Origin of the sequence: Rheinheimera mangrovi, from assembly GCF_003990335.1 — a bacterium.
Classification (GTDB): Bacteria; Pseudomonadota; Gammaproteobacteria; order Enterobacterales; family Alteromonadaceae; genus Pararheinheimera; species Pararheinheimera mangrovi.
This window is the reverse complement of record NZ_CP034683.1, coordinates 3,880,621-3,895,939: the sequence shown is the minus strand read 5'-3', so window position 1 is coordinate 3,895,939 and position 15,319 is coordinate 3,880,621. Positions and strand designations below refer to the sequence as shown.

At 45.4% G+C, this 15,319-nt stretch carries 7 protein-coding genes and 1 pseudogene; 3 read left to right on the top strand and 5 right to left on the bottom strand.

The features are described 5' to 3' along the window. Positions 1 to 3 precede the first annotated feature (3 nt). The 3 genes and pseudogenes from EK374_RS17610 to EK374_RS17600 form a co-directional block, all read right to left on the bottom strand. Positions 4 to 2,235 (bottom strand): annotated as a pseudogene (locus tag EK374_RS17610) (DUF2339 domain-containing protein); the annotation flags it as partial. Between the two features lie 12 nt (positions 2,236 to 2,247). Next, positions 2,248 to 2,571 (bottom strand): hypothetical protein, encoded by a 324-nt coding sequence (locus EK374_RS17605; RefSeq protein WP_127025842.1) that lies wholly within the window; start codon positions 2,569 to 2,571, stop codon positions 2,248 to 2,250. 133 nt (positions 2,572 to 2,704) lie between these two features. Next, positions 2,705 to 3,562 carry an ion transporter gene (locus tag EK374_RS17600; protein ID WP_233280276.1) on the bottom strand — a complete coding sequence of 286 codons (858 nt, stop codon included), beginning with the start codon at positions 3,560 to 3,562 and terminating at the stop codon, positions 2,705 to 2,707. Positions 3,563 to 3,675: 113 nt separating this feature from the next. On the opposite strand from EK374_RS17600, the gene EK374_RS17595 reads away from it, so the two are divergent. Next, positions 3,676 to 4,128 carry a hypothetical protein gene (locus EK374_RS17595; protein ID WP_127025841.1) on the top strand — a complete coding sequence of 151 codons (453 nt, stop codon included), beginning with the start codon at positions 3,676 to 3,678 and terminating at the stop codon, positions 4,126 to 4,128. Positions 4,129 to 4,200: 72 nt separating this feature from the next. Here the strand turns inward: EK374_RS17595 and EK374_RS17590 are convergent, their stop codons facing one another. Together EK374_RS17590 and EK374_RS17585 are read right to left on the bottom strand one after the other, a co-directional pair. Next, a complete protein-coding gene (locus tag EK374_RS17590; RefSeq protein WP_127025840.1) occupies positions 4,201 to 7,299 on the bottom strand; it encodes an ATP-binding protein in 3,099 nt (1,032 codons plus the stop codon). 3 nt (positions 7,300 to 7,302) lie between these two features. Next, positions 7,303 to 9,759 carry a GGDEF domain-containing protein gene (locus tag EK374_RS17585; RefSeq protein ID WP_127025839.1) on the bottom strand — a complete coding sequence of 819 codons (2,457 nt, stop codon included), beginning with the start codon at positions 9,757 to 9,759 and terminating at the stop codon, positions 7,303 to 7,305. Between the two features lie 196 nt (positions 9,760 to 9,955). On the opposite strand from EK374_RS17585, the gene EK374_RS17580 reads away from it, so the two are divergent. Beyond that, on the top strand, positions 9,956 to 14,389 hold the full coding sequence (locus tag EK374_RS17580) for a response regulator (protein WP_127025838.1): 4,434 nt from the start codon (positions 9,956 to 9,958) through the stop codon (positions 14,387 to 14,389). Further along, positions 14,379 to 15,317, top strand: a complete 939-nt coding sequence (locus EK374_RS17575; RefSeq protein ID WP_127025837.1) for a diguanylate cyclase — start codon at positions 14,379 to 14,381, stop codon at positions 15,315 to 15,317. The genes EK374_RS17580 and EK374_RS17575 overlap by 11 nt, the downstream gene beginning before the upstream one ends. The last annotated feature ends 2 nt before the right edge of the window (positions 15,318 to 15,319 follow it).

The following is a 15,319-nucleotide window of genomic DNA, read 5'->3' as shown; positions in this document are numbered from 1 at the left end:
TCGCTATGGATATTCAGTTGTGGCCTCAGTGTTTTTCAAACGCTGAAATAACCAGCCAAGTAATACCAGACTTAAACCTAAACCTATAAAAGATAAAGCCCTGAGCACCCCGGTTAAGTCGTTTAAATCCACCACAAAAACTTTCAGCACTACAACACTTAACAGCACAAAACCTGCTTTGCGCGGTCCACTTTTATTTTGCCATTGTGAGAGCAACACAGTAGCGATGGCTATGGTTAAAAACACCAGCGAATAGCTGTATTGCTCCGCCACTGAAGTAGGCAAGCTCAGCAGTAGTTGCCCTTGTTGCCAAAAATGCCGGATAGCGCCAGTCAGGTATAAAGTACCACTGACTAATGCTGCATATAGTGACGCTTTTTTCAGGCGGAGGTTTAATGGCAGACAGCTTAAACCCCAAAAAATGACTGCAGGTAAACCCCACAACAGCAGCAACAGATTAAGTACAGGCCAGGCGCCTAAAGACTGAGTATGCCAGAACGGGTTTTCTTCAACGCTAAGTTTTAAATGAGCCAGACTGACCAGTATGACTAAGACTGCGGCTGCGACGCGGTAAAGTGCTGCGGTACTGCCAGCTTTAGCGCTGCGCCACTGATAAATCCATGCCATCAGTAGCCAGTTAAACGCCTGAATAGTCAGGGTATTAAAGTTCATATCGGTAAAATCAACAACGCCTTTATTCAACCAGTATTGGGTTTGTACTGTGATAAATACAGCCACCAAATGCAGTAGTGCACCTTCCAGATAGCTTCGAAGGGCGGTGCTAAACCACAAATACCAGCTCAAAGCAAAACACAGCAGAGCTGCAGGGTAAACCACAAAAGACCAATGCAAACTGAATAACAGTTCTGTTTCGTAGTGCCCAAGCAGAGGAGCTGTCGTCAAACGCAACAGAACTACAGCCACCAGTAGCTTCATCAGCCAGTGCGGCACAGGCATTTTTAACCGGATAGCCAGTAGAGTCAGCAGCACCAGTTGCGCTGCGATGGCTAATGTTAAAGCTGCATCGGCAAGCCATAAGGTAAAACATAACGTCAGTGCAAAGTTAGCTCCAGCCATTTGAATAAAAGCAGCGGCTTTATGGCTGGTTTTCAGCGCCATCGCACTTTGAACTGCGACCAGCAACAAGGCCAGGCAAGTCCAGAGCAATTGCAACTGGTGCTGCACCCCAACGCTGGCCTGTGCATGACTTACACCCAGTAATAGCGCAGGCAGCGTGGCTAAAGCACTGCTCCATTGCAAACGCTCCGGCCATTTTAGCGCTACAGTGCACACAGGGACTGTAAAAACCAGCAATAACAACAGATGGTGTTTTACGCTGGCACTGCTTATGGCATAAGGATCTGTAGATAATCCCAAAGGGGTTTGTAGCAGCCAGCAAAGGGCTGGCAGAAAGCTCAGCCAAACCAACAGTTCAGATTTACTGTAGCTGGCTGCGCATCCCAGCATAAGCAGAACAAAAATTAACAGGCCTGTAAAACTAACGATATCTGTTGTATTAAACAGCGCACAGCATGCCACTACCAGCAGCGCCAGACTCAATATCAGCTCGCGGCTCAATGGCCACCAGCCGCGCATTGGCTGGTGGGTAAACTCCATATGTTGTGCTTTTACCCCAACAAAGGGTAACCAGACCAATAAGGCAAAACTGCCACAAAGTACCAGCCAGAACGCCCATAACTGAGTTGAACTGGCTAGCCAAATTGCAGCAAAAAGCCATAACAGATGGGCAGACATCGGCAGCCACCACAGCCAGAGGCGTTTAACTTTTTGTTCTACCAGTACTGAAGATACTGTGACCAGTGAAATATAAGCCAATAAGGCTGGCACATTGCCTGAATCCGTGGAGACCAGCACGGGCACTGCATAAGCACCTACAATACCAATCAGTGCCAACAATGGGCCTTGTCGCAAGGACATCCAGGACGCGGCCAAAGCAATAATGGCTAAAAGTGGAAAAGCAACGGCAGGGCTAATCAGTTGATACCAATCCAGCGCCACCAGTACAGCAGCATAAAGGCTGATAAAGCCACCGCTAGACAAAGCTGCTGGCGCATAGTTGTTCAGCGCATGGCCTTGACTGCGTTTATGCAGCCATTCACTGCCGATAATTAACAGCAGACCAAAGGCGGCACCGGACGCACTGCGTAAGGCCGGCGATAACCAGCCAGCATCCAGCGAATGTTTGACTAAAAAAATGCCACCCAGGGCCAGGGCTAAAGCTCCAACTCAGACCATACCTCTTTTAATTAACTGCTGTTCTATCCAACCTGATAGGGCAGAAAATACATGAACTGATGGCAATTCAGTGCCGGTTTTGTTGGAGTGAACTGGCTGAGGTGCTGCCAGGGTGGATAGTGGATTTAGTGGATTCAGAGCCACCTCTGGTTGTGGTACTGCAACTGGGGCGGTGTGCACTGGAGTAGGGCCCTTAAGTAATTTTTTCAGCTCCGCCAGTTCAGCTTTTACTTTTTGTAATTGTACTAAAGCGCTGATGCCACAGGCAGCGCCAATCAGAACAGCAAAGATGGCTAAAAATGCTAAAGTAGTCATAAGCCTGACCTTTTAATTCGGGCGCTGTAAAAAGTAACAACCAAGATCCGTACACTCCATTGTATAAAAAGTCAGCTCCACAATAGCCTTAGCTTGAATCGGCCGCAACCTTAAGGGCGGCCGATTGGCCGGACTAATGTGATGGTCGTTTCAGCTCTGCCCTTAAAGCTTGCAACTCCTGCTTAATATCAGCCAGTTGCTGATGCATCATTTGTTGTTCGGCCAGCTCTGCTTTTTTATCTTCCGCACGTTCTGCCGCATGCTCCTGATCGGTAAAGGTTTGCATGGTGTTGACGATAATGGCGATAAAGAGGTTCAGCATGGTAAAAGTGGCAATCAGGATAAAAGGCACAAAAAAGGCCCAGGCGTAGGGGTATTGTTCCATCACGGGACGGGAAATACCCATAGACCAGCTTTCCAGCGTCATCACCTGAAACAAGGTATAAAACGAGGCGCCAATAGAGCCAAACCATTCCGGAAAAGCCGCACCAAATAACTTAGTGGCTATCACCGCAAAAACGTAATAAATCAACAGCAACACCATAGCGATAGAGCCTAAGCCAGGTAAAGATCCCAGCAGGGCAGAAATAACCCGGCGCATCGAAGGTACAATAGATAAAACCCGTAACACCCGCAGTACACGCAATGCCCTGAGTACAGAGAACTGCCCCGTGGTTGGCATCAGCGCTATCCCCACCACAGCAAAATCAAACAAACTCCAGGGGTCTTTGAAAAAGTTAAGGCGATAGGCAAAAATTCGCAACAGCAGTTCCAGCACAAAAACTGCCAGTAGCAGGTTATCGGCGAGCAGGATCACTGCTCCAAAGTCTTGCATCAGTGCTGCTGAGGTTTCCAGACCTAATAAAATAGCGTTGATTAAAATCAGCGCTAAGATACCGTGGCTAAACCAGCTTTTCTCTACCAGTTGTTGCACTTTGTGTTGCAGCTGTTGTTCCATTTTTTCCTCTGAATATTCAAAAATATGCCGCATTGTAGCCGCCGCTTTGTGAACTTGATAGCTGGCTTTCAAGCTTGTCAAAATAATGTCCCGAATACTGGCTTATATCTTGCTTTGCTATCTGTAAGGACTAAAGGACGCATCTAATGAAACTGGATAACAGCAATCTTTTTGAAACATTAAGTCAAATCCGCTCTGGCCAGTATTCGGCTATGTATGCAGCTGCTGCGAAAAAGGAGTCTCGATCTGTGACTGATCCTGCAGATAAAGCTGTGGACAATGGCACAGGACCAGTGGGCGACGGCAAAACCTTAGTCTTTGACAACATGAGCCGTAAGCAATTATCCGACTGGCTGACCAAAGGCCTGGAGAGCGGTAAAATTCCGGCGGATCAGGAGCAAGCGTTTAGGGTTTTGTTGTATTCAGGCAAAACAGAAAGTTCTGGCGATGAAGCCAATTCAGACACAACAGCTATTAATTTTATGGAAAAAGCTCAGGACGCGATCAAGAGTGCTGCGCTGCGCAATGATAAAAGCTCAGTGCAGTTTTGGGCCAATGCGATGGCGACTATGCAGCAGTTTCAGGGGAAAAGGACATAAGATAGTGATGCCCTTGAAAATAAAAGGCTATTCAAATCAAATTTTTAGTGGTTATTAAGCCAGGATGTCACTTTATTTTTTATTCAGCCATAGCATCACTTTTTCCTCAAATGCATCAGGGTCAATGGGTTTGGATATGAAATCATTCATGCCGGCTTGAAGACAAGAGTCCCGATCACCTGACATGGCTCCCGCCGTCATCGCAATAATAGGAATATTCTGGAATACTGCTCCTGCGGCACCTTGTCTGATCATAGCTGTCGCTTCAAATCCACTCAATACGGGCATTTGGCAGTCCATCAATACCAGATGTACCTGATGATCGCTTTGCATTTCTTTTAACAGCTCCACAGCTTCAGCGCCATTTTTAGCCATCAGGGTTTCGACAGGGTATTTCTCCAGCAGCCCCTTAGCGACCACTCTATTAATTTCATTGTCATCCGCAACCAACACTCTGAAAGTCTCTGTTTCTCTGGTGTCAGCCTGGTGGGGAGTCGTCACCACCTGCTGAAGCCTGGCACGCTCGGTCAAAACAGATTGCTGCAATTTGTTATAGGCAGCTAAAAACTGCAGTGGCAATACAGGTTTATTCAGATGCACACAAGCTTCATGTTCTGCCATCAGATAATGCTCATCCGACAGATCGTCACATAGCAGGATCAGCTTACATTTATTATGAACAAGCTGTTGCTGTTGCCAGGCAGTAAAATCGGCGTCTATACGACTATTTTGCACTATCAACAGCTCAGGTAATTTATTGATTTTGCTAGAATATGCATCCTGCAAAGTGTCCAGTTCGATAATCTCTGCTTTCCATACTCTGAGTTGCTGTATCAGCAGCTGTTTGTCAGTACCTTCAGGCAGCAGCAGACCGGTTTTTACGCCTAACAATAATGGACCTACCACTTTGTAATCGGCGTTGTGGTCGATTTCTGCTGGCAGTTGAAAGCTAAAGGTACTGCCTTGTCCTGGTTGGCTGCTGACCTTTATCTCTCCCCCTAACAAATGCACCAACTGTTTACAAATCGACAAGCCCAGGCCTGTGCCGCCAAAAGTTTTTGCGATAGAGGAGTTGGCTTGTGTAAAAGGTCTGAATAGTTTCTCTTTTTGCTCTGGGCTGATCCCTATGCCTGTATCAGTGATTTCGACCTGGATCTGGGCTTTATCATTCAACAGTGTCGAGCTTATCACCAGACTGACATAACCTTGTTCGGTAAATTTAATGGCGTTACCTATTAAGTTAATTAGCACTTGTTTCAGTCGGTAGGCATCTGAGATTAAGTGTTCATAACGTACGGCTGTACTGTCTAAATACAGCGATAAGCCTTTTTCCTGAGCCTTGTGAGTCATAGTGGCCATTACACTGCTGGCCATCTCAATCAGGTTAAATTCGGCATATTCAATATCCAGTTTGCCTGATTCTATCTTCGATAAATCCAGCAAATCGTTGATCAGCACTGTCAGAGTCGAGACACTGCCTTTGGCCATAGTCAGGTAACTTTGCTGCTTGTCAGTTAAATTTTCGCGGGCCAGCAGTTCCAGCATTCCGCCTATACCATTGAGTGGGGTTCTTATTTCATGGCTGATATTGGCAACAAAAGCACTTTTTGTTTTGTTGGCTGCCAGAGCTTGTTCTGTGGCTAATTCCAACTCTTTGGTGCGTTCTGCGACTTGTTTTTCCAATGATTCATTAACGGCGACAATTTTTTTCTGATTGAGCCTGGCCTCGGTAATATCCCGCACTAAAGCGGCAACGCTGGGTTCACTGCCCGAGTTTTTAGGGACCACAGGTGACAAGCTGATGCTGAGGGTTTGCTGTTTACCTGAGTCGGATAGCGTTTCCAATTCCAGATTGATTGGAGTGGCATTCGCCACTACTTTTTTCAGCAAGGCTTGATCCAATTGTTGTTGAACATTGACCGCCTGGATAAGTTGATGGAGTTTTTTTCGCTTTGCGGCAGCTTCACTTAAACCAAAGAGGTAAGAAGCTGAGGTGTTCCAGTTCAGAATATTGCCATTTAAATCTATATTGATAATAGCGTCAGAGGAACCAGAGACTATGGCTTCGTATCTGGATTGATCATCATAGAGCTTCAATACTTTGTTTAAGTATTTTTGGTAACCATAAATAATCAGCGAAGTCAGGGCAAAGACGCTGGTTAACAGCAGTAAAATATTTTGTCGTTGCTGACTCCAGGCCTGTTGTAACGCAGATTCAGGCAGCGCACTTATTAAATGAAGGTGGCGGTTTTCTTTAGCGGACAATACCAGTTTACCGGCGGTCATATAATGAGGTTCAGCAGCAAACTCAAAAGTAACGACTTTGTTTTGCGGAGGTAAGGGGCTACCCTTGCTCAGGTATTTCCACTGCGCTTCAGGTTGTTCCAAATCAAAACCGAAGGTAATAGCTGGGTTAGGGGCATCAATAAAATAACCTTCTGTATTGAGGATATAAAGTTGCTCTGCTGCATCAGTCATAGTGTTCTTTAACGCAGTCAGCAAGGGTCTGGCGTCAAAGTTAATAATCACAAAGCCAAAAAAATCAGCATTTTCGTCATACACAGTTTTGGCTATGCGGAACGTAGGCCAAATGGGGTTTTCAACAACGCCATACTCCCTGTTTAAGGTGATGTCTGAGATGTATTCACCGTCGCCCCGGAGTTTTTCGATTTGTTTAAAATACGAGGTATCGCCTTTTTCCTGCAACAGCTCGTCAGGTGTAACCACAATGCGGCCCTGCTGTCGTTCCACCCTGACAATTTCTTTGCCGTTATTTTGAGCTCCGATCAGCCGGATTTGTTTAATATCCGGGTTGGTTTGCAGGTAAGCCGCAAATATGGTTTTCAGCCGTTTTTTCCATTGTTCAGTACTGTTACCCTCTTTTTCATCCATATCATTATTGGGGATAGACCGGGTCAAACCCGATACAGGTGGCGTTGCATGTAAAAAACGAACTTTTTGCTTGCGCTCGTTTAAATGCGTATTCAAGGACGTTGTGATGGATTGGTTATTATGTAACAGCGACTCCGTTTTCTGTGTAACCAGTGCGCTATAGCCATTGGAGGACAGAGTCCAATACAAAAGTCCAACACAAAAGAACAGCACAGCTGTGATGATAAATGGCATCGATTGTTTGGTGAAGGCCGGGTTGTTTTTATGCAAAAAATCCATAGGTTACCTTTGAGTTGTGCTGACAACTAAAGCGAAGAAATCGGCTTCAGGCAGAGGCTTGCTGTAAAGATAACCCTGACCGGTTTGGCAATTCAATGCGATGAGGGCATCAGCTTGCGGCTGTGTTTCCACACCTTCTGCAACCAGTTTTAATCCCATGGACAAGCCCAGAGAAATAATGGTTTTGACAATTTCGTAATCATGTTTGTTTGTCAGCATGTCTTTGATAAAAGACATATCAATTTTCATGATATCAACGTCAAATTTCTTTAAATAAGACAAGCTGGAATAGCCGGTACCAAAGTCATCAATAGAAATACTAAGCCCTATACTTTTTAACTGCGCCAGTTTGGCTTGAGTGGCCTGGGCGTCCAGCATCAAGGCTGTTTCTGTGATTTCCAGCTCCAGTAATGCCGGCTCTAAGTTGTGTGCAGATAAAGCGGCCTGAATATCCTCATACAAGGTGTCGGATGCAAACTGAGCGGCTGCCACGTTGACCGATATAGCGACAGGGCACAGCCTTTGTGCCAGAGATTTGGCAACGGCACAAGCCTGATGTAACACTTGGCGGCCGAGTTCAAGTATTAGACCCGATTCTTCAGCTAAAGGAATAAATTCGGCAGGGGAGATAAAGTTTCCGTTGTCATCTATCAGTCTGGCTAAGGCCTCTGCACCCACAAGTCGTTTAGTTTGAAGGTCAAACTTTGGCTGGTAGTAAACCTGTAACTTTTGAGTACTGAGCGCCTGACGGATCACTTTTTCCAATTCATGCCGTTGCAGCAATGCAGTTTCCAGCTCATCAGAGAAAAAGCTAAAGCGGTTGCGGCCTTCTTGTTTAGCTTTATACAGAGCTACATCAGCATGGCGCATCAAATCTTCAGCATTGCTGGCATCATCGGGGTACATACTGATCCCCGCACTGACGGACACGCTGTAATATTGCTCCGCCAGTTTAAATTGTTCATGCATGGCCGCGAGCAATTTAGACGCAAAAGCGGATACGGCCTCAGCACTGCTGACCTCATTCATCAGGATAACAAACTCGTCACCGCCAAGACGGGCTAGGGTGTAGGACTGAGGGATTTTCCTTTTCAGTCGTTGCGCCATCTGAAGAATCAGTTCATCCCCGACCTGATGACCCAAGGAGTCATTTAAATACTTAAAATGGTCGATATCTATCATGATCACGCAGCTTTTTGTGTTGTTTGCCTGAGCCGATGCACAGCAAACTGCCAATCTGTCTTGCAGCAAAATACGGTTGGGTAAATCAGTTAATTGATCGTGATTGGCTAAGTGGCTCATTTTGATGGCCATGGCCATGGTTTCACTGACATCGTGGAACACCATAATGGCGCCTATAATATCGCCGCTTTCACTACGGATAGGGGCGGCGGAGTCTTCGACAGCAAAAGCCTGGCCATTTCTGCTGATAAGTTCACAGTTTAAAGCCATGGCAACAGCGCGTCGTTCCCGAAGCGCTATATAAAGGGGATTGGTCAGCGGGTGCTTTGAACTGCCATCACGTAGTGGCATCACCTCCTCAATTTTTACCCCCATCGCATCTCTGAAGCGCCAACCCGTCATGCGCTCCGCTATAGGATTCATAAAATTAATATGACCTTCGGTGTCTGTTGCCACCACAGCGTCACCTATCGAATTTAAGGTGACCCTTAGTCGTTCTTTCTCTGAATAAAGCGCCTGTTTTGCCTGCTTCACTTCGGTAATATCGACTAAGGTGACTAAATAACCATCGAGTCTTTGGTTTTTGTGCACAGATGAGCGAAATACCTGGAAGAATCTGCAGCCTTTTTTACCCTGGACCTGAATTGTAAAGTTGTGTTCGTCCTGTTCCTCACCGCGCAGTTGCAGGGCAGAACTGAGCTCTGGCGGGAACATCTGTTCCAGCGACAACTTGTGCTCATTCGCCTCTGCTAACTCAAACCAGACACCACTGAAATCATTCGAAAACAAATTGATCCAGTTGGGGGACCAGTAGGTGATGAGTACAGGAACCTGCTTTACCAGCTTTTGTAATTGTTCGCGGCCCTGGGCAATCATCTGACTTTGTTTTCTCAGCTTTATCTGATTAGTCACTCGTAGTTTGCAGATTGCGGCATTAAAAGGCTTGTGAATGAAATCACGGCCACCCAGTTCCAGTGAGATGCGTTCGAAGTTCAGATTTTCATGGCCGGTAATAAATACGATGGGAATGTCAGCAAGACTTTGATCCTGTTGTAGCAGGCGACACAACTCCCAACCATCCATATCGGGCATTTCGATGTCCAGCAATATAACATCGGGTAGGATCAGTGGGATTAACTCTAATGCGTCTTTCGCCGACTCTGAAAAATAAATAGAGCCGCATCCAGTCAGAATTTCTTTCAACACCAGCACATTAGACAACGTATCGTCGACTATTAAAATCCTACTCTCAGCGAGTTCAGCAGAGTTTGAAAACATCTGTAGGTGCGAGCTCCTTTCTAAAAATACTGATATAACAGGTACATCAATCAAACGATTACAGCATAGTCTGTAATTACATAAAAGGTTTACAAGTACTTGAAAATTAGCCTAGATTCTTATGTGCCTCTATTCGGTGCTTTAAGATTTCAGAATAAAAGCAGCCAATTTCGTTTGTAAAAGGATGTAGCTAAGTATGAATAAAAGACAGTATTGGCTTCTTGGGATCCCACTCGCTATTTTCATCTTTGGAATACTGCTTGCTTTTATGATCAAAGAGGACAGAATTCAGGCGAACACCAGTTTGATCCGGCAAACGGCACAGCTCAAGCTCGATGATCTGAGCACCGAAATGGTGGAAGGGGTAAGGCGCTATGAATATGGTCTGAGAGGATTAAAAGCTGCTATAGACGCAGTAGGCTTTGAAGAATTTAATTATCAGGAGCAGCTGCAGTACTTTAAAAGCCGGAATTACCCAAAAGAATTTCCTGGTGCACGCGGCTTTGGATTGATTAAAAAAGTAAATCAGAAGGATTTGGCCGCCTTTTTAGCCAAAGCCTCAGCAGACAGAGCAAGACCTTTCCGTCTACAGCAGTTATCTGACCCTAAAGACCCTTTGTTTATTATTCAGTACATAGAGCCGGAACTGAATAATGCGCAGGCGGTCGGGTTAGATATAGGTTCAGAGCCGGCACGCAGACTGGCGGCATTACAAAGCGCAACCACAGGTTCTACCCATCTGACAGCTCCTATCACTTTAGTTCAGGCGGCAAACAAACAAAAACATGGCTTTTTGCTGTTGAACGCACTGATGAAAGAGGACGCTGCATCGGGTGGAACAAGGCTTTTAGGCTGGGTTTATGCGCCATTGCTGATTAATGAGATCATCGACTCAGTGGTGATTCAAAACGGTGAATTCCAGATAGAGATTGCAGACACTACGGTCAGCAACACCATAGATTTTTATCAGTCAGTACCCGAAAATGATCTGGTGATCGATGAATTTATGGCATCCATTGTTGTAGAGGTGTTTGGCCGGCAATGGCAGATCCAATTGATCCCAACACAAAAATTTGTGGATAAATTGGCGCTGGCTGATGCCGAAACTGCATTTTGGCAAATGCTGGTGCTGAGTTTGCTTTGTGCTGTGCTTTCTTTTGGCTTAGTGCACTTTTTTCAAAGACGCCTGGCCGAAATACGCTTAAGTCATACACTTGCTGCCGTGGTTGACAGTACCAGTGATGGGATAGTCAGTGTCGACAAATACTTTGCTATTACAAGTTGGAATCAAGCGGCTGAACTATTGTTTAATTTTGACTCTGCTCATGCTTTGGGCAAGCCGCTGGCGAACTGGTTTAATGCAAGCCTGGCACCGGATACATTGATGCAGCTTTTTAAACAAGTAGCGCAGGGGGAAGTGATCAAGCAATTTCCACTTACTTACAAAGCGGACGATAGTAGCGCCCCCCGTCACCTGACCCTGAATATTTCCCCACTTTTTGTTAATAAAACCTTCAGTGGCGCGACATTGGTACTGTTTGATTCAACAACTCTTGTGCAATTGCAAAACAAGCTGATTCATAGCAACAAAGAGCTGCAACTTCAGGTTCAGCACTTCAAAAATCACTCCAGTATGCAGCAACTGTTTGAAGAGCGTATCGTCAACCTGGCGCATATAGCTATGATTTTCTGTGATACAAAAGGTGTTATTTCCAAAGCGAATCCTATGATATCTGCGCTGTTAGGCTATGACTCTGAAAAGCTCGAAGGATGCAATATTGCTCAGTTATTGGTCGCTGCTCAGAGCAGTGGCATTGAATCCGACCCTTCCAATCATCTACTGACACAGTTAAAAACGAAGGGAAATGAGGCTGTCGATGTGCTCTTTACCCATCAATCGGGAAAGCATATTTCTGTTCAGCTGAACATTATCCCTCTGCATTCAGAGACAATAAATCGGGGTTATGTCTGGCTACTGGACGACTTAACTGAAAAAAAGGATATGCAGCGGCATGTGAAACTCATTCAGTCTGCTGTTGAAAATGCCAGGGAAGTGATGTTGTGGCTGAACCAAAAAGGCGAAATTTTTTACAGTAATCCTTATGCAACTTTAGCCCTGAATATCAAACCGTCGCGTTTGAAAGGCATGAATGTCAGGAGCCTTTTGTTTCTGGATCAGGCAGATGACTGGGATGCGTTACTGGAGCGTATAGTCCAGGGCGGTCTGTATACCTTTGAAGCCAGACTAAAAAAAATGCATGACAGCTTTGTACCCAAACTAGTCTCTGGATGTGCTATTGAACTGGACGGTCAGCATTATATTTATCTGGCGGCTAAAGATATTACAGATCGGCTAGAGAAAGAGAAAAAAATTGAGCTGGCGATGGAAAACGTCGCAGCGGCCAGTGCAGCAAAAAGTGAATTCATTGCCAACATGAGTAATGAATTTAAAACCCCTCTACATGCGATTAACGGCTACCTGCAATTGATTGGTCACACTACAACTGAGCATACGACACAGGACTATGTGAACAACGCAAAAAGTGAGGTCACAAAGCTTAATCATCTGCTGGATGACACCTTAACCGTCAGTGATTTTTACAGTACAACACCAGAATTGAATGAGGCCGATTTTGAGTTAGATGAGTTGTTGGCTGATGTGGGCAGGCAGTTGCACAGAATGGCTGGCGAGAAAGCTGTTGAGGTCTATTTTGATGTCGAAGAGGATGTGTCTTTCTTTTTTCATGCTGACGGTTATAAATTTAAACAAATTTTGCTGCATATAGCCGGAAATGCAGTCAAATTCACCACTGAAGGTGAGGTGACTATCCACTTGTCTCAGCAGCGACTGGACCAAAATGATATCCGGCTGTGCGTTTCTGTAAAGGATACTGGAATTGGTATTGAACCTGAGCAGTTACAGCGGATCTTTCAGATGTTTTCACAAGTCTCTGGTTCTGAAAAACGAAAATTCAAAGGATTAGGTTTAGGTTTAACTATTGCGGATAAATTTACCCACTTAATGCAAGGCAGCATTCAGGTGCAAAGTACACTAGGTCTGGGATCCGAATTTAGTTTTGATGTCCGAGTGCATGCTGCAAAAAGCTTAAGTCTGCCCGCCAGATGTAGTCAGGCTGAAACCCCTGTTCATGTGTTGCTGGTCGATGACAACACAACCAGTTTGAAGATCATGAAGGAAATTGTCAGTCAATTGAACTGGAAGGCTACTCTGGCTTCGAACGCTGCCGATGCTTTGACTTTGCTACAGTCAGCCTTCAACCATCAGGAACCTTTTGATTTAGTTTTGTTGGATTGGCTTATGCCTGAAATGGACGGCCTGGAACTGGCGGAAATGATCAGAAAGATAGCTCCTGTGCATCAAGTGCCGGTATTGATTCTGGTGACGGCACACAAAGTAGATTCACTGGCCGTTCAGTGCGAAAAAAGGCCTGAGTTATTAAATGGTTTCCTGACTAAACCTGTGACCCGCAGTCAGATTATCGAGGCCTTTTTTGATGCAGTGGCACCGTCCAGACATCAGGTGTTTCATACTGTCATTCAGCCGGACGTTGCATTGTTAAAAGGTACCCGTATTCTGCTGGTGGAGGATAACCCTACCAATCAGCACATTGCCAGCGAGCTGTTGGCACTGCATGGCGCTGTGGTTACTGTGGCTGCAAGTGGCAAAGAGGCTTTGGCTGTGCTGGATAATAGCCTGGTCCGTTTTGACCTGGTGCTTATGGATATCCAGATGCCAGGTATGGATGGTTATGAAACCACTCAACATATTAAGAATAAAGAGAGTTTAAAATATTTACCTGTTATTGCTGTCACCGCAAGCGGAATGGTGTCGGAGCAGAAAAAATGCTTTGAGGCCGGTATGGTGGGGCACATAGTCAAGCCATTTGAACTGACAGATTTGGTGCAAAAGATTCTTGATGTCAGACGCAACACCGATCAAGCTGTTGAACCCGGGGCCGCAGTTGTTGTTAATTCGACTGGGTTTAATGACATTGTTTTTGAGTTTTGTCAGCAACATCAGATAGATATCAGCTCTGCTTTGGCGCGCTTTAACCAGATGACGAAAGTGTATGTGCAGTCACTGGCTTTATTGATTGCGGACCTGGATGACTACAAAGTAAAGCTTGCTGCAGGAGACTGCCGCAAGGCTGAGTTAAAGCTGGTGTTCCATACGCTTAAAAGCACTTCCGCATCTCTTGGTTTTAACCAATTGGCTGAAGTGGCAAAAGCACAGGAACTTGCTATAGAAGCGGAACTGGATGAAGCTACGCAGCCGCAAACTGACTTTGCTGAGGTCATTCAGCAGTTAGAGACCACCCGTCAACTTGCGGAGCAGTTAAGTCAATTGCTGCCAGAACCACAGGCTGCCAGAGGCCGGACTCCTGGCGGGGATTTTATGCCAGCCTATAACCAGCTCAAAGCTGAACTCAATAGTTTTAATATGCAGGCGATGCAAAGTATTCAAACTATTGAACCTGAACTGCGATTTTTATCCCCGCAGCTTTTTGACAAATTAAATCAGGCCATGAATGCATTAAAATTTCGGGAAGCCGGTGAAATACTGAAGCAATATGATGTCCTGATTGAAAGGGGGGCGGATGCAAACTAACCAAAAGAGCCTGGAGACAAGTCTGCCAGACAAGCTGCCGACCATATTAGTGATTGATGATCAGCCAACCAATATTCAAAGTATCAATGCCATTTTATCCGGTCACTATAGAGTGCTTGCTGCCACCAGTGCGGCTTTGGCTTTGGAAATCTGCCAGCAATGCCAGCCTGATTTAATTATTTCTGATGTGGTGATGCCGCAGATGACAGGCTTACAACTATGCCAACTATTGGCAGAAAATCAGGAAACAAAAGATATACCTGTGATTTTTATGACATCTTTTAGTAAGCCTGAAGAAGAAAACGCTTGTTGGCAAAGTGGTGGTGCGGACTTTATTACTAAACCTGTGCAGCCGATGACATTAAAAAACCGGGTTAATGCTCAGCTAAAATTTAAAGCGCAAAAGGAGTTTTTAGCTCAGTTGGCTTTTGTCGATGGTCTGACTGCAGTGTATAACAGACGCTATTTTGATCTGCATATTGTGAAGTTAACGGCGCGTGCTGACAGAGGCCAGGGCGGGTTATCCATACTGCTGATTGATATCGACTTTTTTAAACTGTTTAATGATAACTATGGTCATCTGGCCGGTGATAGCGCGCTGTGCCAAGTGGCTTCAGGCATTAAAGCCACATTGCTTCGCCCATTAGATTTTGTATCACGCTATGGTGGAGAAGAGTTTGTGGTGGTTTTACCTGAAACTGATGCTGAAGGGGCACTGCAGGTGGCGGCCCGCATTCAAAAAAATGTGGCTGACAGGCAAATTCCCCACAAAAATTCCACTCACAAAGTTGTGACTGTAAGTATTGGCGTTGCATGCTACCAAGCAGGCACAGCTGGTTATCAGACGCTTATAGAAAAAGCCGATAAAAGTCTTTACGCTGCAAAGAAATCCGGCAGAAACAAAGTGTCTTACTGCAATGAAGACTAAGG